A 20,061-nucleotide genomic window follows, 5' to 3' on the forward strand; every position below is an offset into this window, starting at 1 on the left:
TCATGGCCTATGATGTCGTTATCATCGGATCGGGACCAGGCGGCTATGTCTGCGCCATCAAGGCGGCGCAGCTCGGTCTGAAGACGGCGGTGGTCGAAAAGGACCCGACCTTCGGCGGTACCTGCCTCAACATCGGCTGCATCCCGTCGAAGGCGCTGCTGCATGCGTCCGAGATGTTTGCCGAGGCCGGCCATTCCTTCGAGGCGCTCGGCGTCGAGATCGGCGCGCCCAAGCTCAACCTTGGGAAGATGATGGCACACAAGGATGCGACGGTAACGGCCAACGTCAATGGCGTCGCCTTCCTGTTCAAGAAGAATAAGATCGACAGTTTTCGTGGCACCGGCAAGGTAGTTGCGGCCGGCAAGGTGTCGGTGACCTCCGATGACGGCAAGGTCGAGGAGATCGAGACCAAGAACATCGTCATCGCCACCGGCTCCGACGTCGCCGGCATTCCCGGCGTCAAGGTCGATTTCGATGAGAAGGTGATCATCTCGTCGACCGGCGCGCTGTCGCTGGACAAGGTGCCGGGCCATCTGGTGGTGGTCGGCGGCGGTGTCATCGGTCTGGAGCTCGGCTCGGTCTGGGCGCGGCTTGGCGCCAAGGTCACCGTGGTCGAGTTCCTCGACACCATCCTGGGCGGCATGGATGGCGAGGTCTCCAAGCAGTTCCAGCGCCTGCTGTCGAAGCAGGGATTTGAGTTCAGGCTGGGCGCCAAGGTGACCGGCGTCGCCAAGGCCAAGAAGGGAGCGATTGTCACCTTCGAGCCGGTCAAGGGCGGAGCAGCCGAGACGATCGAGGCGGACGCGGTGCTGATTGCGACGGGACGACGGGCCTATTCGGACGCTCTCGGGCTGAAGGAGACCGGCGTCGACGTCGATGAGCGCGGCCGGGTCAAGACCGACGGCCATCTCAGGACCAACGTGCCTGGCATCTATGCCATCGGCGATGTCATCGCCGGACCGATGCTTGCACACAAGGCTGAGGACGAGGGCGTGGCGGTGGCCGAAACCATCGCCGGCCAGGCCGGGCATGTGAACTATGACGTGATTCCGAGCGTCGTCTACACCACGCCGGAAATCGCCTCGATCGGCAAGACCGAAGAAGAATTGAAAAAGGCCGGCGTCGACTACAAAGCCGGAAAATTCCCGTTCAGCGCCAATGGCCGCGCGCGCGCCATGCTGCACACCGACGGCTTTGTGAAAATCCTGGCCGACAAGGCCAGCGACCGTGTGCTCGGCGTCCACATCGTCGGCTTCGGCGCCGGCGAGATGATCCACGAGGCGGCCGTGCTGATGGAATTTGGCGGCTCGTCGGAAGACCTGGCCCGCACCTGTCACGCCCATCCGACAATGTCGGAAGCGGTAAAGGAGGCGGCACTGGCGACGTTCTTCAAGCCGATCCATATCTGAGCGGTGAATCGCAAACCTTAGATATTGGCTGAAACATCCGCGCCTCGTCATCCCAGGGATGAAGCCATCGACGGCTGCTCCCAAAAACAAAACGGCCCGCCTTTCAGCGGGCCGTTCATATATTAAGTCGGCAGTCTGATCACTGAGCCGGTGCCGGCGCGGGTGCCGGAGCCGGAGCCGGAGCCGGCGCGGGTGCAGGCTCTGCCGGAGCGGGAGCCGGAGCGGGTGTTGCCGGAGCTGGCGCAGGAGCCGGTTCGGCTGGTTTCATCGGCTCGGCAGGCGCTGGGGCCGGAGCTGGTGTGCTGGCTGCGGGCGGTTCGGCAGGCGCAGGTGCCTCGCTACGTCTTCCAAAAACATAATAGGCGACAATTGCCAGGATAACGACGACCAGGGCAATCAGCCAGCCGCTGCCGCCGCCGCTTGGCCGTGCGGTGCCCGGCGAGGTGAATGGGTCGTTCGGATTGGGTGTGTTCGCCATAAAAGTGTCCTCCGTGGATGAAAAACATCAAGTAATAGCCATCAACGTACAATCGTTGAATCAGTTTCACATTAGGCGTTGAAAACGCCGAAAACAGGGCAATTCTGATCCGGAATCGCCTGCAGGCATGCATTTCCACCGCAAAATGGGTTCGGTCGAGCCAAAGCGAACCTTTTTCAGTTTCTTGACACGAAGCGCGGCTGGTCCGCCGTCGCGCCGCGAGCAGGGGTTGACCCAGGCGTGGCGATGATTCGGTGTGCAACTCCGCCGTGTTGTTCAGTTGACGGCAGTCACAGTATAGCCGGTCTTGCGGAAACCCTCGACCAAGCCTTGCGCTCCGGGAAGGTGCATGGCGCCGACCGCCATGAAGACATTGCCGTGGGCGAGGATCGGCGCTGCACGATCAACCATCACCCTGTTGCGGCTGGTGATCATGGTCTGCTCGAATTCGGCGTAACCCGATTGGTCGTCGACCTGTTCGGGGACGACAGCCCGAAACAGCGGTACGTACATGCCAGTGTCGCCACGGCGGTAAAGCACGATCATGGTTTCGTTGACGTCGTTCACCTTGTCGCCAAGCTTCAGCGTATCGACCAGCCCCTTCAGGTGAAAGGCGATCGGCAGCGAAGCCATGGCGCGCAGCTGGTCGGCGATTGTCTCCAGCCCCTCGACTGATTTGCCCGCAGCCTCGGCGTCCTTGGCAAGCTTGACGTCGAGCACCGGCGCGCCGCCAGCCTGGCGGGCGACTTCGCATGCTGGTAGCGCCACCATCGCCGACAGCAACCAAGGTTTCATCTTGGCGACGGTCGCCGGCGGGATGCCACGCGCGTCGAGCGCCTTGTCGACCACCGCCGCGTCCTCCGGCGACAGCAGCGATGAAAGCGTCGTCTTGTCGGTGAACATCATCAGATCCGGCTCTTTCAGCAATGCTGCCATCATCTTCTGCTTGTCGAGCACTTCGGTGGTCTCAATGACGACGGTGCCAGCTGCATCGAATGCCTTCTGCGCGGCGGGTGGCAGCGTGGTGACGCGCGGGTCGGTAAGGTGCATGGTGCCGAACAGGAAGGACGGTTTTTCGCCTGATTTTTCGAGCTTCCACAGCAAGCCTTTGCCGTTCGGTGTTGCTGCCGCGTCCGCCTCGATCTTACGGTAGCCAGCCGGGTCGTTCTTTTGCAGCGCACTCAGCATATCGGTACCGGCGCAGACCGGGGTCTCGGCGCGCGCCTTGCCCGCGGCGAGCAGCGCGATGATGAGGAAGGAGAGGAAAAACAGGGCGTTGAGCGCGACGAGCAGCTTCAGCGACACTTGGGTCGCGCGGTCGGCGATGGCGATGAGGCGTTTCATGCTGCACTCGTAGGCGCAAAAAGCGGCAAAACGGTTAATCAGCGCATCAAAATTGTTACGAGATCGTCACCTATTCAAGCGTCCATCACGCACGAGGATGAGCTGCTTCGTAAATCTCGAGCAGCCTCGCGGTGTCGACGCCGGTGTATATCTGGGTTGTCGACAGGCTGGCGTGGCCGAGCAACTCCTGGATGGTGCGCAGGTCGCCGCCGCGCCCAAGCAGATGCGTGGCGAAAGAATGGCGCAGCGCATGCGGCGTCGCCGTGTCGGGCAGGTTGAGCGCCGAGCGCAGCTTGGCCATGTCGCGCTGGACGATCGCCGGGTTGAGCGGGCCGCCGCGGGCACCGCGAAACAGCAAGCCCTTGGGATCGAGATGCCAGGGGCAGAGGCGGCGGTATTCGGCAATCGCCCGCAGCGCTACCGGCAGCACCGGCACCAGCCGCGTCTTGCCGCCCTTGCCGGTGACGCGCAGCACAGTATCACCAGGTGAGGACAGATCGGCGCCCGACAGGCCGAGCGCCTCGGAGATCCGCAAGCCGGACCCATAAAGCAGAGTCAGCACGGCGGCGTTGCGCGCGGCAATCCACGGCTCCTCCGCCAGTTGGCCTTCCACCGAGACGACGTGTTTTGCATCGCTTGCGGTCAGCGGCTTGGGCAGCGATTTCGGCTGCCGCGGCGCGCGCAAGGCTGCCGCACCTGCCGCATTGGCGAGGCCGCGCCGTTCCAGGAAACGCAGCAGCGAGCGGATGCCGGCCAGCCCGCGCCCGAGCGTGCGGGCGCCGGCGCCCTCGGCACGGCGGGCAGCGAGAAAGCCGCGCAGATCGGCCGGGCGCAGATCGGCGATGTCGGAAATACCGGGCGAGCCGCCGCAATGGCTGGTCAGGAAATGCAGGAACTGGCGCGTGTCGCGCTCATAGGCCTCGACGGTTTCGGGCGACAGCCGGCGTTCGCGCGCCAGCATCTTCAGCCAGGCCTCGCGCGCCGCCTGAAGATCGGGCTTTGCCGGTATGAGGAATTCCTGCATTGCGCTCTTCCAGTTCCCGGCCATCTTCCGGCATGCGGGTTAGGAAGCGGTGAAGAGCGGCATCATTGAAATGACGATGGGCTGGGGTTAGAGCAAGGCAAAGGATTTTCCGCAGATGAGCAAACCGCAAAACCCCGTCCAGATGGCCGTGATCGGTGCCGCGCACGGCATCAAGGGCGAATTGCGGGTCAAGAGCTTTACCGGCGACCCGCTGGCGCTGGCCGATTACGGTCCGCTCTACGCCAGGGATGGCCGCGCCTTCCAGATCGTCGACATCAGGCCTGCCAACACCGTCGTGGTGGTGCGCTTCAAAGGCGTCAACGATCGCCATGCCGCCGAGGCGCTTGCCGGCACCGAATTGTTCGTCGACCGTTCGGTGTTGCCTGATGAGGGCGAAGAGGACGAATTCTACCACGCCGATCTCGTCGGGCTGGAGGTCAAGGACGACACCGGTGCCATTATCGGCAAGGTCGTCGCCGTGCATAATTTTGGCGGCGGCGACATTCTCGACGTGACGCTGGCGGGGCGCAAAGGCGTGCTTATCCCGTTCACGCAGGCCGCTGTTCCGGAAGTGTCGATCGCCGGCGGCTTTGTCCGCATCGATCCGGCTGCGGCAGGGTTGGTCGAGGACGAGGACGGAGAATCTGCCGAGCGCGACAGCTTCGACCCCAAGGGCCGGCCGCGCGGGCCGAGGGACGCCGGAGGCAATCGATGAGTTTTTCGGCTTCGGTGCTGACGCTCTATCCCGAGATGTTTCCCGGCGCGCTTGGCCTGTCGCTGGCCGGCCGCGCGCTCGAGACCGGCATTTGGTCGCTCGAAACGATCCAGATCCGCGACTTTGCCCGCGATCGTCACCGGACCGTGGACGACACGCCGGCCGGCGGCGGCGCCGGCATGGTGATGCGGGCAGACGTGCTGGCCAGCGCTATCGACCATGCCTCGCCGGCAGGCGATCCACGTCCGCGCCTGCTGATGAGCCCTCGCGGCAAGCCGCTGACACAGCGGCGTGTGCGTGAGCTCGCCGCCGGGCCGGGTGCGGTGATCGTCTGCGGCCGCTTCGAAGGCGTCGACCAGCGGGTTATCGAATCGCGAGGCCTCGAGGAAGTCTCGATCGGCGATTTCATCCTGTCCGGCGGCGAGCCGGCGGCACTCGTGCTGCTCGACGCCGTGGTGCGCCTGCTGCCCGGCGTGATGGGCAATGCGGTATCGGGCGAGGAAGAGAGCTTTGAAAACGGCCTGCTCGAACATCCGCATTATACGCGGCCGCAGGAATTCGAGGGCCGGCCGATTCCGGAAGTGTTGATTTCGGGCAATCACAGCAAGATCGCGGCGTGGCGGCGGGCCGAAGCGGAGAGGCTGACGAAGGAGCGACGGCCGGATCTTTTAGCCGCTCAGCCCTTATCGAAATAGTAGAAGGCCAGGAACAGGCCGACGGCAATGACGAAGCCGCGCACCGCGTTCTGCGGCACGCGCCTGGCGATCCAGACGCCGGCATAGCCGCCGAGCGCGCCACCCGGGATCATGATGATCGCCTGCAGCCAGGCGATGACGCCGCCAGAGACGAAGACCAGGATGGCAACCGCAGCGATGACCACGGCCAGCATGTTCTTCAATGCGTTCAGCCGATGATAATCGCCGGACTGGGTGAGACCGAGCGTCGCCAGCATCATGACGCCCATGCCGGCGCCGAAGAAGCCGCCATAGACGGCGGTGGCGAACTGCGCCAGCGACCCGACCAGCGAACCCACGGCGGCTTCATGCTCCGGCTTGGGCGCCGGCTTCAGCCAAGGCCCGGCAGCGAACAACGCTGTTGCCGCCAGCAGCAGCCACGGCACCAAGGCGCGGAACGACGGGTTGTCGAGGCCTAGAAGGATGAGCGCGCCAGACAGCGCACCGAGAGCCGAAATGAGGCTGAGCAGCAGTGCGCCGCGCCAGAAATGCTTGATGTCGTGCCAATAGGCCAGCGTCGAGGTGATATAGCCAGGAAATTGCGTCACCGACGATGTCGCGTTGGCGACGATCGGCGGCAGGCCGGCCAGGGTCATGGCGCCAAAGGTTATGAACGTGCCGCCGCCGGCAACGGCGTTGACCGCGCCTGATAGAAAGCCGGCGAGAAAGAGCAGGACCGCGTCCAAGATTGGCATGAGGGGTGTCGTCGCTGGAGGAAAAATGCTTATCTTCCGGCTTAGAAAGCTTGACGCGCGGGCGCAACCCCCTGGACCACAAGCGATCACGGGATTGCCACAGCGGCGCCAGCCAAAAAGAAGCAGCGCCAAAAAAGAGCCAGCGAAGGCGTGACAAAGCGCCGAAATAGCTGTATGTGCGCGCCGAACCGGAAGAAAATTCTCCCGGACCCGTCAACAGTGACGGTGTAGTCGCCCCTGCCCGATGTTCTCGAACAGAAGTTCTCGAACGAAGGGCATAGCCGAGCGGTCGATGCGACTGCAAGGCGAGTGTCGGACGCTCTGACTGTCGGAAGAACAAGAAGTGGATTATTGAGATGGACATCCTCCGTCAGCTTGAGGCCGAGCAGGCCGCCAAGATCGAAGCCAAGCGCAAGCTTCCCGAATTCCAGCCCGGCGATACCGTGCGCGTTCAGGTCCGCGTGACCGAAGGCACCCGCACCCGCGTCCAGGCCTATGAGGGCGTCGTCATCGCCCGCGCCGGCGCCGGCTTCCAGGAAAATTTCACCGTCCGCAAGATCTCCTACGGCGAAGGCGTGGAGCGGGTGTTCCCGGTCTATTCGCCGATGGTCGAGGGCGTCGAGATCGTGCGTCGTGGCAAGGTGCGTCGCGCCAAGCTGTACTATCTGCGTGACCGTCGCGGCAAGTCGGCCCGTATTTCGGAAAACACCGGCGTGCGCGCCCGCAAGCTCAACGATGAAGAGCGCGATGCGCTGAACGCCGAGAAGGCGCGTATCGAGGCCGAGAAAGTGGCCGCCGCCCAGGCGCTGGCCGCCGAGAAGGCCGCGCAGGACGCCGCCGAGAAGAAGGCCGCCGACGAGGCCGCCAAGGCCGCGGAAGCAGCTGCCGCCGAATAAGGCGTCGTCAAAACCCATGGTTTCGGAAAGGCGGCTTCGGCCGCCTTTTTGTTTCGCGAGGTGGATTCGATTTTGCCGGTCCGCAATCGATACGGATCGTTCCGTAATGCCGCCATTGAAAGCATTGGAACTCATTTTCGTGCCGAGCGGCGCATCGGAGCGGCTTGCAAGGCGCCTGCGGAAAGCTAAAGTCGGCGCCGGATTTCCTGCATGCCTCGGTCGATCGAGGCGGTTCAGTTCTTGGGGAGCGTGTCATGACCAAATCGAAACTGCTGCTGGCCGGCCTGCTGGCTTGCCTTCTCGTGCCCATCGCGGCCCTGGCGCAGGCGCTGCCGGATCTTGGCGGCAGGAAAGTGGTGGTGGTGACCGAAAACGCCTATCCGCCGCTGCAGTTTATCGATGCCAAGACCGGTAAGCAGATCGGTTGGGAATATGACGCGATGAACGAGATCGCCAAACGGCTGAACTTCAAGGTCGAGTACCAGAACACCTCGTGGGACGCGATGATCCAGGCGGTTTCCGACAACCAATACAACATCGGCATGACCGGCATCACCATCAAGGACGACCGCAAGCAGAAGGTCGATTTCTCCGATCCCTATATGCGCTCGGAACAGTTCATGCTGGTGCGCGGCGACGAGAAACGCTTCACCGATGCCAAGACGTTCGCTGCCTTCAAGGACGGGCTGATCGGTGCGCAGGCCGGCACCACGCCGTTCTACACCGCCGTCTACAGCGTGCTCGACGGCAATGAGCAGAACCCGCGCATAAAGCTGTTCGAGACATTCGGCGCGACGGTGCAGGCGCTGAAGGCCGGCGACGTCGATGTCGTGCTCACCGACGGCACTGCCGGCAAGGGCTATGTCGATGCGTCCAATGGCGGGCTGAAGCTGATCGGCGGGCCGCTCGGCACCGAGGATTTCGGCTTCATCTTCCCCAAGGGCTCCGACCTGGTGAAGCCGGTCAACGCGGCGATCGCCGCGCTCAAGGCCGACGGCACGCTCGACGCGCTCAACAAGAAGTGGTTCCTCGACTACAAGATGGGGCAGTAGGCCCGCTTGTTGCGCGCATTTCATGACGATTGTGCGCGGGAACTCGCGCTGACTCTGCGCTCGTACACCCCCCTCTGGCCTACCGGCCATCTCCCCCGCAAGGGGGGAGATCGGATTTCGCATCGGTTTTCGCTAATTTTCAGTGTTGCAGAACGGACGGCGAGGTCAAAGCTGCCGATCTCCCCCCTTGAGAGGGAGATGGCCGGCAGGCCAGAGGGGGGTGTGACAGAACGCTGCCTTCGTGACTCTGTCACCGGTACCGCTTGATGCCGTCGCCGCCTCTCGCCTCGGCCAAATCCGACTTCCCGTGGTGGCTTGCCGTGGCCGTGGCGATCGCCTTGGCCGCCGCCGTCTTCATCGTTGCCAGCGACCTCTATGCCCAGGTCTTCGCAACCGTCGCCAAGGGCATCGGCGTCACCATCTTCGTCACCGTGGTCGCCTTCGCGCTGGCTTGCGCGATCGGGCTCGGCGTCGCTCTGATGGGCCTGTCGGGCTCACGCTGGCTCAGCCAGATCGCCCGCTTCTACGTCGAGATCATCCGCGGCGTACCGATGCTGGTGCTGTTGTTCTGGATCGCCTTTGCCGGCGCGCCGGCCTTCGTCGCAGCGTGGAACGCGCTGACGGCGCCGCTGCAAAGCGCCGGCCTCTTCGGTGAGCTGCTGGTACGCGACGTCTCGCTTTTATGGCGCGCCGTCATGGCGCTGACCATCGGCTATTCCGCCTTCATCTCGGAGGTGTTCCGCGCCGGCATCCAGGCGGTCGAGAAGGGCCAGATCGAGGCGGCGAAGGCGCTCGGGCTGACGCGCACGCAGCGCTTCCGGCTGGTCGTCTTTCCGCAGGCGATCCGCACCATCCTGCCGCCGCTCGGCAATGATTTCGTCGCCATGGTCAAGGATTCCTCGCTGGTCTCGGTGCTCGGCGTCGCCGACATCACCCAGATGGGCAAGATCTACGCCGCCGGCTCGTTCCGCTTCTTCGAAACCTATTCGATCGTCGCCTATATCTATCTCATCCTGACCGTCGGCCTGTCGCTGGCCATGCGGGCGCTGGAGAAGCGGCTGCGCCACCAGCATGGGGAATAGAAGGCAGGCGAAAACGGCGCTACCATCGAGCGGACGCGACCGGGGAGGACCCATGATCATCGACAAGGCCAATGCGGCGCTTGAAGCGGTCTACACGGCCGACACGCCTGAGGCGCTCGCCAAGGCCTATGCGCAATGGGCCGCGACCTATGACGGCGAAACCGCGGCGCTCGGCTATCTCCTGCCGTTCCTGATCACCGCCTGGGTGGCGCGCTACGTGCCGCCGGGCGAAGGACCGCTGCTCGACGCCGGCTGCGGCACCGGCCTGTCGGGGCCGTCGCTCAAGGCGCTAGGCTACCACGACGTTGCCGGCCTCGACCTGTCGCAGGACATGCTGAAAATCGCCGGCGGCCGGCAGGCCTACAGCGAGCTGAAACAGGCGATACTCGGCGGGCCATTGCCCTGGCCGGACGGCTATTTCCGGGCCTTTTTCTCGACCGGCGTGTTCACCATCAGCCACGCGCCGGCGTCGGGCCTGCATGAGCTGGTGCGCATCACCCGGAAGGGCGGCCACGCCATCTTTACGGTCCGTGACCAGGTGTTTGAAAGCAGCGGGTTCAAGGCCGTGTTTGGCGAACTGGAGCAGGCGAAAAAATGGCGGCCGGTCGAGGAGAGCCCATGGTTCCGCTGCTACGCGATCGCCGAGCCCGACGCGCTGGTGAAAACCTTCGTGTTCGAGGTGCTGTGAAGCGCCTGCGAAGGCAGACGCGATTGCTGAAAAGCCAAAACATTGATATGAGCAGCGCCATGGAAGAGCTTTTTGGCGATCCGGCCTATAAAGGTTTCGTGCTGCAGGACAGGAAACGCCTGCCGTCGCGATTTTCCGCGCGCGTCTGCGGGGCGCTGACCAGCCGACTTCGCTAGGGCGGACTCGCCAGGCTGTTTCGCCGGCCGACCGGCGTCCCTTTCCCTTTTTAAATCGACGGATTTACGCACATGAGCGCACCGCGCACCCTCTACGACAAGATTTTCGACGACCATGTCGTCGACCGCCAGGACGACGGCACCTGCCTGCTCTATATCGACCGCCACCTCGTCCACGAAGTCACCAGCCCGCAGGCTTTCGAAGGCCTGCGCATTACCGGCCGCAAGGTTCGGCATCCGGAAAAGACGCTGGCTGTCGTCGACCACAACGTGTCGACTTCGCCCGAGCGAAAGTTCGGCATCAAGAACGAGGAAAGCCGCATCCAGGTCGAGGCGCTGGCCAAAAACGCCAAGGATTTCGGTATCGAATATTATTCCGAGAAGGATATCCGCCAGGGCATCGTCCACATCATCGGTCCCGAGCAGGGCTTCACGCTGCCCGGCATGACCATCGTCTGCGGCGACAGCCACACCTCGACGCATGGCGCGTTCGGGGCGCTGGCGCACGGCATCGGCACCTCGGAAGTCGAGCATGTGCTGGCGACGCAGACGCTGATCCAGCGCAAGGCCAAGAACATGCTGGTGCGCGTCGACGGCGCACTGCCGGAAGGCGTCACCGCCAAGGACATCATCCTCGCCATCATCGGCGAGATCGGCACAGCCGGGGGCACCGGCTATGTCATCGAATATGCCGGCGAGGCAATCCGTGCGCTGTCGATGGAAGGTCGGATGACGATCTGCAACATGTCGATCGAAGCCGGCGCGCGCGCCGGCCTGATCGCGCCGGACGAGACCACCTTCGCCTATGTCAAGGACAAGCCGCGCGCCCCCAAGGGCGAAGCCTGGGATGCCGCGCTCGCCTATTGGAAGACGCTGCAGTCCGACGAAGGCGCGCATTTCGACAAGGTCGTCGTGCTCGACGCGGCAAAGCTGCCGCCGATCGTCTCCTGGGGCTCCTCGCCCGAAGACGTTGTCTCGGTTCAAGGCATCGTGCCGAACCCAGACGACATCACTGATGAGAACAAGCGCACGTCCAAGCAGCGTGCACTCGACTATATGGGCCTGATACCGGGCACCAAGATCACCGATATCGAACTTGACCGCGTCTTCATCGGCTCCTGCACCAATGGCCGCATCGAGGATCTGCGCGCCGCCGCCAAGGTGATCGAAGGCAAGAAGGTCAATCCGCGGGTCAGCGCGATGATCGTGCCGGGCTCCGGCCTGGTCAAGGAACAGGCCGAGGCCGAAGGCCTCGACAAGATCTTTGTCGCGGCCGGCTTCGACTGGCGCGAGCCGGGCTGCTCGATGTGCCTTGCCATGAACGACGACCGGCTGAAGCCGCATGAGCGCTGCGCCTCGACCTCGAACCGCAATTTCGAAGGGCGCCAGGGCTTCAAGGGCCGCACCCATCTGGTGTCGCCGGCAATGGCGGCGGCGGCGGCAATTGCCGGCCATTTCGTCGACATCCGCGAGTGGAAATAGCGCAGGGCGCGCCCAGTCGGATATGAGAGTGCCCGAGCCGCAATGCGGTTCGGGCATTCTTCAGCCGGGCCGCCTGACGAATTCGTGAAATCCCTCACGTCGGCCGGGTTGGTCCTTTGCAACGACCAGCGCCAGTTGGCGCTCGTCGAAGAGTTTGAACCATTCATCCCATTCGACCAGTTCATAGCCGCCGGCATTGACCGGACGTTCGGGCTCATCCTGGTCCTGATAGGCATGCTGGCCGAAGACCAGCCTCAGCATGGGCTGCGTTCCGGCTTCGGGCGACACGTCGACGATCGCCGGAAAGCCGGCGCGCGCCGCCGCCCAAGAGCGAATTGCATCGTGATCGGTCAGCATGATCGTGTCGGCCATCGGAGCGTCTCCTGGTTGCCGTCGTGAAACGCCGCTCGCCGTTCGCGGTTCCGCCCAGCGGCTGCGTCGACGCACCTGTCGTATATTCGCTTTCGCTTAACCGCTTGTTTGGGCTTCCGCTCTAACGTCTCCTGAGGGAAGCGAGGGGAAATTTCAGCGCTTGGACACCGGCCTGCTCATAGCGCTGCTCAATCCAGGCATCGCCCTCACACTCGGCACTGCATTTCTCGTGCTGTGGTTCTATCAGCGTCACCGTCCCTATCTGGCCGTGCTGGCGGCGGGCTACTCGGCCTCGGCCGCAGGCTTCCTGCTCCAGTATTTCACGCTGCCTGTCGGTATGGCGCCCACCAAGCTCATCTCGATCCTGTGCTTCACCTTTGCCACTTGCTGTCTCGCCGGCGCGGTCATTGCGCGCTATGGGCGGCGCGTGCCTTACACGGCGGTCGGCATTCTGGCCTGCGGCGGACTGGCCGCGTTCTCGTGGTTTCTTTTTGCCCGGCCGGATCTCACCTGGCGCATCCTTGCCATCAATTTCAGCTTCGGCGGCATCAGCCTGGTTGTTGCCGCCGAGTTGCGCGCAGTGCGCAACAACGGCCCGACAGAAATGGTCCTGTTCGTACTGTCGCTGCTTTCCGGCATGAACTTCCTGGCGCGGACCCTTGCCGTCGTCATCGCGCATGGGCCGTTCACCAGCTATGAAGGGCTTTACACCTCCTCCTATTGGACGACGGCGCTGCTGTCGCATGCATTGCTGTCGCTGCTTATTGCACTTTGCCTGTTTGGCGCCGCCGCGCTCGATGTGACGAAGGCCCTGAAGACCGAAACCCTGACAGACCCGCTGTCGGGCCTGCTCAACCGCCGCGGCTTCGAGGAGCGCGCCACGCTGGTGCTGCAGCACTGTGCCACGGCGCGATTGCCGGTTACGCTGGTGCTGGCCGATCTCGATCATTTCAAGGCACTCAACGATCAGCATGGCCACGCGGCCGGCGATCGCGTCATCGTCGATTTCGCCGCCAAGCTTCTGTCGGCTGCAGGTGCGCGCGGCGTTGCCGGCCGCGTCGGCGGCGAAGAGTTCGCCGTGCTGTTGCCGCTCAGCGACCTTGGCGCGGCAAGACTGTATGCCGAAACCATTCGCACGCTCTATTCGGCGGGCCGAATCGACGGGCTTCCGCCCGAGACAAGAGTGACCGCGAGCTTCGGCGTGGCCGCCCGCACCAGCCACGAAGGGCTGGACCCGCTGATGCGCCGCGCCGACGAAGCGCTCTACAAAGCCAAAAGGAATGGCCGCGACAGCGTGTGCCTGTCCCATCAGCGGCCTGAAACGGTCGTCCTTCCCAATCGGACCAGTGCTGGCTGAGCGTCAGCGGCGGCTTCGAATTAACGTCTTTTTCGCCCGTTGGTGATCTGCTGTTCGGGGGGAGTGCCAAAACGCCATGGGCAGCGCTAATTTCATCCTGCTGATCAACCTGTTCGTTGCCGGGCTGCTGGCGGCGGCCTTCATGACGATCGCGGTCTATGACGCCGGCCGGGTGTCGGCGCGCTGGCTGGCGTTCGGCTATGTGCTCGGCATGGCTTATTTCGCGATCGAGTTCAGCATTCCTGCCTTCGACAATGCGCGCCCCGTAGTTGTCGCCGCCTTTGCCGCTTTCCTTGCTGCTACCATCGCCTTCAATGGCGGGCTTGCCCATAAATACCGCGTTTCGCCGCCTTGGCCGCCGATGCTGCTCTTCCTGGTCTTCGCCACCCTCGCGGTCTACTTCGTCCAGGATCTGCCACGCCAATCCTTTGTGCGAATGGCGGCCTACCAGCTTCCCTATGCGGCCATGCAATTCACCGGGCTGGCGATCGTCTTGTCGTCCAGGCAAAGACGCGAGCGGCTCGACTATATGCTGATGGCTGTCCTGGCGGCCAGCACCTTGCAATTCGCCAGCAAACCCTTCATCGCCCATGCGCTTGGGGGCTGGGGCGCCAACCCGCAATCTTATGCGCAGACCAGCTATGCGTTGGTGTCGCAGTCTGTCGGCACCGTGTTCGGCCTGGCGCTTGCGCTGGTGACATTGGCTATCCTGGTCCGCGACGTGCTCGCCGAGGTGACGTCGAAATCGGAAACCGACACGCTTTCGCGGCTGCTCAACCGTGGCGGCTTCGAGCGCCATGCCGAGATCGCACTGCGCGACGCCATGCGGCGCGCCGTTCCAGCGGCACTGGTCATTGCCGATCTCGACCATTTCAAGCGCATCAACGATACTTACGGCCACGCGTCGGGCGATCGGGTCATCGAGGCCTTTGCCGGTTTCCTCCGCGATGCCGCGGCCGACCATCATGTCGCCGGACGCATCGGCGGCGAGGAATTCGCTATTTTCCTGCCGGGGACCAATCTAGCCGCCGCCCGGCTCTTTGCCGAGGGCACGCGCAGCGCCTTCGGTTCCACGCCGATCGACTGCCTGCCCGCAAATCACCGCTGCAGCGCCAGCTTCGGCGTTGCAGAGCTTGGTCCGGGCGAAAGCTTTTCCGACCTGCTGCGGCGCGCCGACAAAGCGCTTTATCAGGCGAAGGGCAGCGGCCGCGATTGCGTGCGTGTCTCGGTGGGGCCGGCTGTTGCCCTGCCGGCGCCGTCAACCAAGGGCGGCGTGGCCGTCAGCGGCAGGGGCTGAGCTCCGGCATCTCGCCGTCGGAGAGACCATACATATAGCTGCGGCCCTTGACGAAAACCGGTGGCCTGTAGCAGTCGCCGCCGCGGACATCGTCCGATTCGTTTTCGTAGATCACGTCGGGCTGGCCGGCGCCGGTGTAGTCGGACAACTCCTTGGCCAGCTTGCCCTCGCCAACGAGGATACGCTTGTAGCCGGCGGCGCTGTCGATGACGAGATTGCCGAAGGAATCGGCATAGACGCGGTCATGATGGCGCGTCCCGGCGAATGCCGGTGCGACGACGCCGACGGCGAGCGCCGCCAATAGGAACCAGGGAAGGCGCGGTCCTGCTGAATTCGAATGCATGGCGTGCTGCTCCATTGCTGAGAGGCAAGCCTCCTCGAATCAGAAATTAACCTTTTATTAACCTTTGTTAAGAGGGCAACCGCAGCCGGGGCGAGGTCCTGGAAAATATGGTTAATACCCGATCGCCCACCGGCCATCATTCGGCCATGCCTTGTTCCCACGATCGCCGGCATCGGGCGCGACTCAAAAAGCATGAAAATCCGGGGGCTCGATGCGCGGGGGAAAGCAGCATGAGATTACACCGCAGGTTTCGGGTGGCGCTGGCCATTCCGCCGCTACTGGCGGCCGCCGCCTGCGCGCCGCAGACCAGCGCGCCCAAGCTTGGCAATACGGCCGCCGCTTCCGTGTCGCTTGCTCCCGCCGCCAGCGAACCGACGGCACCGCAGCCGCGCATTGCTACTTACAACTGCGCCGACGGTAGCGTGATGACCATCGAGAACCTGGGCACGTCGGTGCGCGTGCTCGGCCAGGACGGCACCAGTGCCGAGCTGCCGGCTTCACCGGCCAATCAGACCAGCCGTTACGGCGAGGCGCATGACGCAATCGTGATCGACGGGCGTGACGCGCTGGTGATGAAGGGCGGTGCCTCACCGCTGGCCTGCAAGCGCTGATCCGCCCCTTTGTGGCAGCCATATTTTGCAGTGCAGCGACATTGTGCCGGCTCAAGGCGACAGTCCTAATCGATTGAAGCTGAAAACGCCGCTTTCATCAGACTAAATTACGTTTTCGAAACGGTTTTCCGGCTTTGACGCGGTGCAAAAAGAGCATTAGAAACCGGCTGTCCGAAGTCGCAACCGGAAGCGGCAATGCCGCATTCCCACCTGAGGCTCCAGAGACGCCGAACTGGGGGAGCCATGAGCAAGTCACCAGCCACCCGCGAATTTGCCAGACGTGAACGGCCGCTTTCGCCGCACCTGACCGTCTATCGGCCGCCGATCACCATGACGATGTCGATCGTCCACCGCATCACCGGCGGGGCGCTCTATTTCGGCACGCTGCTGGTCGCGCTGTGGCTGATGGCGGCGGCGAGTTCGGAGGCGACCTTCAATGCCGTCAACTGGGCCTTCGGCTCGTGGCTGGGACGGCTGGTGCTGTTCGGCTACAGCTGGGCGCTGATGCACCACATGCTGGGCGGTGTGCGCCATCTGATCTGGGACACTGGGGCAGGGCTGGAAAAGGATACCGCGTCGAGGATCGCCTGGGCGACGCTGGCCGGCTCGGTCATGCTGACGCTGCTGATCTGGATCGCCGGCTACCTGGCGCGGGGAGCCTGACATGAGCGGCAAAAACACCGACATGCGCACGCCGCTGGCCAAGGTCCGCGGCCTCGGTTCCGCCCGCGAGGGCACCGGCCATTTCTGGCGCCAGCGGCTGACGGCGATCTCCAACATCCCGCTGGTCCTGTTCTTCGTCGGCTTCCTGATCGCACTCAACGGCGCCAGCTATATCGAGGTGCGCGCCGCACTTGCCAATCCGTTCGTGGCACTGGTGCTGGCGCTGGTGCTGCTGTCGGTGCTCTACCACATGCGGCTCGGCATGCAGGCAATCATCGAAGACTATGTGCATGGCGAAGGCGCCAGGCTGGCGCTGCTCGCCCTCAACACATTCTTTCCCGTAGTCGTCGGCGTCGCTTCGGTCTTCGCCCTGCTTAAACTGGCATTTGGAGGCTGAGTTTTGGCCAAGGACGCGAAGAACGCCAACACGGCTTCCGCCTATAGCTATGTCGACCACAAATTCGACGTCGTGGTCGTCGGTGCCGGCGGCGCCGGCCTGCGGGCCACGCTCGGCATGGCCGAGCAGGGCCTGCGCACCGCCTGCATCACCAAGGTGTTCCCGACGCGCTCGCATACGGTGGCGGCACAGGGCGGCATTGCCGCCTCGCTCGCCAATATGGGTCCCGACAACTGGCAGTGGCATCTCTTCGACACCGTCAAAGGCTCGGATTGGCTGGGCGACACCGACGCGCAGGAATACATGGTGCGCGAAGCGCCGGCGGCGGTCTACGAGCTCGAGCATTACGGCGTCCCCTTCAGCCGCACCGAGGACGGGAAAATCTACCAGCGGCCGTTCGGCGGCATGATGATGAATTTCGGCGGGGGGCCGCCGGTGCAGCGCACCTGCGCGGCCGCCGACCGCACCGGCCACGCCATGCTGCACACGCTCTACGGCCAGTCGCTGAAGCACAATGCGCAGTTCTTCATCGAGTATTTCGCGCTCGACCTGATCATGGAGCCGGACGGCACCTGCACCGGCGTCGTCGCCTGGAACCTCGACGACGGCACCATCCACCGCTTTTCGGCGAAAATGGTGGTGCTGGCGACCGGCGGCTATGGCCGCGCCTATTTCTCGGCCACCTCGGCGCATACCTGCACCGGCGATGGCGGCGGCATGGCCGCACGCGCAGGGCTGCCGCTGCAGGACATGGAGTTCGTGCAGTTCCACCCGACCGGCATCTACGGCGCCGGCTGCCTGATCACCGAGGGCGCGCGCGGCGAGGGCGGCTATCTCGTCAATTCCGAGGGCGAGCGCTTCATGGAACGCTACGCGCCGTCAGCCAAGGATCTGGCTTCGCGCGACGTGGTCTCGCGCTGTATGACGCTGGAGATCAGGGAGGGCCGCGGCGTCGGCCCGAAGAAGGATCACATCTTCCTGCATCTCGACCATCTCGACCCGGCCGTTCTGCACGAGAGGCTCCCGGGTATTTCGGAATCGGCAAAGATCTTTGCCGGCGTCGACCTGACCAAGGAGCCGATCCCGGTGCTGCCGACGGTCCATTACAATATGGGCGGCGTGCCGACCAATTACTGGGGCGAAGTGCTCAACCCTACTGCCTTGAACCCGGACCAGGTGTCGCCCGGGCTGATGGCGGTCGGCGAGGCCGGCTGCGCCTCGGTGCACGGCGCCAACCGGCTGGGCTCGAACTCGCTGATCGACCTGGTGGTGTTCGGCCGTGCGGCGGCGATCCGGGCCGGCCAGGTGATCGACCGGACATCGGCGATCCCTTCGCCCAACGAGGCCGCCGTCGAAAAGATCATGGACCGCTTCGACCGGCTGCGTCACGCCAACGGCTCGACGCCGACAGCGGTTTTGCGCGAAAAGATGCAGAAGGCGATGCAGGAGGACGCGGCGGTGTTCCGCACCCAGGAATCGCTGGAAAGCGGCTGCAGGCGCATTTCGCAGCTTTGGGGCGAGCTCAAGGACGTCAAGGTGTTCGACCGCTCGATGATCTGGAACTCCGACCTGGTCGAGACGCTGGAGCTGGAAAATCTGATGGCCAACGCCATCACCACCGTCTACGGCGCCGAGGCGCGCAAGGAAAGCCGCGGCGCGCACGCGCGGGAGGACTTTTCGGCCCGCGACGACGCCAACTGGCGCAAGCATACGCTGGCCCGGCTCAACGAGGCCGGCGAGGTGGCGCTCAGCTACCGGCCGGTGCACACCGAGACGCTGCTCAAGGAGGCAGACGGCGGCATCAATCCGGCCAAGATTGCGCCGAAGGCGAGAGTGTATTGAAGATGGCGCTGGCGACAGCTGGATATTCCGGCACGCCCCTTCCAGCCAAGCTCGGCCTGAAGGACGGGATGATTGCCGCCTTCGTCGCCTTGCCGGCCGAGCTGGACGACCTTGCCGAAGCCGTGGACTTTGCCGAGCTCGACCGGCTGGCCAACTGGTCGGCGATTTCGGGCGTTCATGAGAAATACGATGCCGTGCACGCTTTCACCCGGCAGCGTGTCGAGATCGAGGACCGTCTTGGCGACATCGAAGCGGCGATCAAGCGGGACGGCATGGTCTGGGTGTCATGGCCAAAGAAGGCATCGAAAGTGCCGACCGACGTCACCGAGGACATTATCCGCACAGAGGCGCTGAAGCTCGACCTCGTCGACGTCAAGGTCGCCGCCGTGAACGAGATCTGGTCCGGGCTGAAGCTCGTCATCCGAAAGGACCTGAGGTAATGGTCGAACTCACGCTTCCGAAAAACTCGAAGATAATGGCCGGAAAAACCTGGCCGAAGCCGGAGGGTGCGACCAATCTGCGCGAATACCGCATCTACCGCTGGTCGCCCGACGATGACGAGAACCCGCGCATGGATACGTATTTCGTCGACATGGACGATTGCGGGCCGATGGTGCTCGACGCGCTGCTCTGGATCAAGAACAAGATCGACCCGACGCTGACGCTGCGCCGCTCCTGCCGCGAAGGCATTTGCGGCTCCTGCGCCATGAACATCGATGGGTCGAACACGCTGGCCTGCACCAAGGGCTGCGACGACATTGCCGGCGCGATCAAGGTCTATCCGCTGCCGCACATGCAAGTGGTCAAGGACCTGGTGCCCGACCTCACCAATTTCTACGCCCAGCATGCCTCGATCGAGCCGTGGTTGAAGACGGTGTCGCCCGAGCCGGCCAAGGAATGGCTGCAAAGCCATGAGGACCGCGAAAAGCTCGACGGGCTCTACGAGTGCATATTGTGCGCCTGCTGCTCGACCTCCTGCCCGAGCTACTGGTGGAACGGCGATCGCTATCTCGGCCCGGCGACGCTGCTGCAGGCCTATCGCTGGCTGATCGATTCCAGGGACGAGGCGACGGGCGAGCGGCTCGACAATCTCGAAGACCCGTTCCGGCTCTATCGCTGCCACACGATCATGAACTGCGCCCAGACCTGCCCCAAGGGGCTCAACCCGGCCAAGGCGATCGCCGAGATCAAGAAGATGATGGTGGAGCGACGGGTATAGGGGGCGGGCGGGTTGCAGCCGAGATCGTCTCGTCCGTAGCGATCCTTCGCGCCCCCCTCTGTCCTGCCGGACATCTCCCCCGCAAGGGGGTGTTTGGACCGGGGACATCGCGAACAGCTGTGCGAGGACATCGCGAACAGTTTGCCATCCTATCGTTGGCTTGCATTGAGGTCGATGGTCTGGAT

General features: G+C 63.8%; 21 protein-coding genes. 16 read left to right on the top strand and 5 right to left on the bottom strand.

Annotation, left to right across the window (positions count from 1 at the left end):
- Positions 1-2 precede the first annotated feature (2 nt).
- Complete coding sequence (lpdA, locus tag NKJ13_RS22765) at positions 3-1,409, top strand: dihydrolipoyl dehydrogenase (RefSeq protein WP_352738340.1); 1,407 nt, start codon at positions 3-5, stop codon at positions 1,407-1,409.
- 754 nt (positions 1,410-2,163) lie between these two features.
- On the opposite strand, the gene NKJ13_RS22770 is transcribed toward lpdA, so the two are convergent.
- A complete protein-coding gene (locus tag NKJ13_RS22770; RefSeq protein ID WP_352738339.1) occupies positions 2,164-3,231 on the bottom strand; it encodes a TraB/GumN family protein in 1,068 nt (355 codons plus the stop codon).
- 85 nt (positions 3,232-3,316) lie between these two features.
- The gene (locus tag NKJ13_RS22775; protein WP_352508964.1) at positions 3,317-4,255 is read right to left on the bottom strand and encodes a tyrosine recombinase XerC; all 939 of its coding nucleotides are present in this window, start codon (positions 4,253-4,255) and stop codon (positions 3,317-3,319) included.
- Positions 4,256-4,370: 115 nt separating this feature from the next.
- Between NKJ13_RS22775 and rimM the strand changes: the two genes are divergently transcribed.
- Positions 4,371-4,970, top strand: a complete 600-nt coding sequence (gene rimM / locus NKJ13_RS22780; protein ID WP_352701250.1) for a ribosome maturation factor RimM — start codon at positions 4,371-4,373, stop codon at positions 4,968-4,970.
- Complete coding sequence (gene trmD, locus NKJ13_RS22785) at positions 4,967-5,665, top strand: tRNA (guanosine(37)-N1)-methyltransferase TrmD (RefSeq protein WP_352701251.1); 699 nt, start codon at positions 4,967-4,969, stop codon at positions 5,663-5,665. The genes rimM and trmD overlap by 4 nt, the downstream gene beginning before the upstream one ends.
- On the opposite strand, the gene NKJ13_RS22790 is transcribed toward trmD, so the two are convergent.
- The gene (locus tag NKJ13_RS22790; RefSeq protein ID WP_023679781.1) at positions 5,647-6,399 is read right to left on the bottom strand and encodes a sulfite exporter TauE/SafE family protein; all 753 of its coding nucleotides are present in this window, start codon (positions 6,397-6,399) and stop codon (positions 5,647-5,649) included. The genes trmD and NKJ13_RS22790 overlap by 19 nt on opposite strands.
- A gap of 356 nt (positions 6,400-6,755) precedes the next feature.
- Here NKJ13_RS22790 and rplS point away from each other — a divergent pair, with 356 nt between their 5' ends.
- From rplS to leuC, 5 genes are all read left to right on the top strand, one after another.
- Complete coding sequence (gene rplS / locus NKJ13_RS22795; protein ID WP_254817835.1) at positions 6,756-7,295, top strand: 50S ribosomal protein L19; 540 nt, start codon at positions 6,756-6,758, stop codon at positions 7,293-7,295.
- 254 nt (positions 7,296-7,549) lie between these two features.
- Complete coding sequence (locus NKJ13_RS22800) at positions 7,550-8,347, top strand: transporter substrate-binding domain-containing protein (RefSeq protein WP_254817834.1); 798 nt, start codon at positions 7,550-7,552, stop codon at positions 8,345-8,347.
- Positions 8,348-8,613: 266 nt separating this feature from the next.
- On the top strand, positions 8,614-9,429 hold the full coding sequence (locus NKJ13_RS22805; RefSeq protein WP_254817833.1) for an amino acid ABC transporter permease: 816 nt from the start codon (positions 8,614-8,616) through the stop codon (positions 9,427-9,429).
- A gap of 52 nt (positions 9,430-9,481) precedes the next feature.
- Positions 9,482-10,117, top strand: coding sequence for a class I SAM-dependent DNA methyltransferase (locus NKJ13_RS22810; protein ID WP_352508959.1), 636 nt, complete (start codon positions 9,482-9,484; stop codon positions 10,115-10,117).
- 248 nt (positions 10,118-10,365) lie between these two features.
- Entirely contained in the window at positions 10,366-11,775 is a 1,410-nt protein-coding gene (gene leuC / locus NKJ13_RS22815) for a 3-isopropylmalate dehydratase large subunit (RefSeq protein WP_352508958.1), read from the top strand.
- Positions 11,776-11,835: 60 nt separating this feature from the next.
- Here the strand turns inward: leuC and NKJ13_RS22820 are convergent, their stop codons facing one another.
- Entirely contained in the window at positions 11,836-12,147 is a 312-nt protein-coding gene (locus NKJ13_RS22820; protein WP_352508957.1) for a hypothetical protein, read from the bottom strand.
- A 160-nt stretch (positions 12,148-12,307) separates the two neighbouring features.
- On the opposite strand from NKJ13_RS22820, the gene NKJ13_RS22825 reads away from it, so the two are divergent.
- Positions 12,308-13,504: a GGDEF domain-containing protein gene (locus NKJ13_RS22825; protein WP_352508956.1), complete on the top strand. Its 1,197-nt coding sequence runs from the start codon at positions 12,308-12,310 to the stop codon at positions 13,502-13,504.
- A gap of 76 nt (positions 13,505-13,580) precedes the next feature.
- Positions 13,581-14,801: a GGDEF domain-containing protein gene (locus NKJ13_RS22830; RefSeq protein WP_352738336.1), complete on the top strand. Its 1,221-nt coding sequence runs from the start codon at positions 13,581-13,583 to the stop codon at positions 14,799-14,801.
- Here NKJ13_RS22830 and NKJ13_RS22835 read toward each other — a convergent pair.
- Positions 14,785-15,144 carry a hypothetical protein gene (locus tag NKJ13_RS22835; RefSeq protein ID WP_352649381.1) on the bottom strand — a complete coding sequence of 120 codons (360 nt, stop codon included), beginning with the start codon at positions 15,142-15,144 and terminating at the stop codon, positions 14,785-14,787. The genes NKJ13_RS22830 and NKJ13_RS22835 overlap by 17 nt on opposite strands.
- Positions 15,145-15,374: 230 nt before the next feature.
- Here NKJ13_RS22835 and NKJ13_RS22840 point away from each other — a divergent pair, with 230 nt between their 5' ends.
- From NKJ13_RS22840 to NKJ13_RS22865, 6 genes are all read left to right on the top strand, one after another.
- A complete protein-coding gene (locus tag NKJ13_RS22840; protein WP_254817827.1) occupies positions 15,375-15,755 on the top strand; it encodes a hypothetical protein in 381 nt (126 codons plus the stop codon).
- 243 nt (positions 15,756-15,998) lie between these two features.
- Positions 15,999-16,418: a succinate dehydrogenase, cytochrome b556 subunit gene (gene sdhC / locus NKJ13_RS22845; RefSeq protein ID WP_352738333.1), complete on the top strand. Its 420-nt coding sequence runs from the start codon at positions 15,999-16,001 to the stop codon at positions 16,416-16,418.
- A gap of 1 nt (position 16,419) precedes the next feature.
- Positions 16,420-16,815, top strand: coding sequence for a succinate dehydrogenase, hydrophobic membrane anchor protein (gene sdhD / locus NKJ13_RS22850; protein ID WP_352508952.1), 396 nt, complete (start codon positions 16,420-16,422; stop codon positions 16,813-16,815).
- A gap of 3 nt (positions 16,816-16,818) precedes the next feature.
- The gene (gene sdhA, locus NKJ13_RS22855; protein WP_352508951.1) at positions 16,819-18,657 is read left to right on the top strand and encodes a succinate dehydrogenase flavoprotein subunit; all 1,839 of its coding nucleotides are present in this window, start codon (positions 16,819-16,821) and stop codon (positions 18,655-18,657) included.
- Between the two features lie 2 nt (positions 18,658-18,659).
- Positions 18,660-19,097 (top strand): DUF3052 family protein, encoded by a 438-nt coding sequence (locus NKJ13_RS22860; RefSeq protein WP_352508972.1) that lies wholly within the window; start codon positions 18,660-18,662, stop codon positions 19,095-19,097.
- Entirely contained in the window at positions 19,097-19,876 is a 780-nt protein-coding gene (locus NKJ13_RS22865) for a succinate dehydrogenase iron-sulfur subunit (protein ID WP_352701261.1), read from the top strand. Before NKJ13_RS22860 ends, NKJ13_RS22865 begins: the two co-directional genes overlap by 1 nt.
- Positions 19,877-20,061: the final 185 nt, after the last annotated feature.

It is taken from the genome of Mesorhizobium sp. M0174 (assembly GCF_040322275.1).
Taxonomy (GTDB): Bacteria; Pseudomonadota; Alphaproteobacteria; order Rhizobiales; family Rhizobiaceae; genus Mesorhizobium.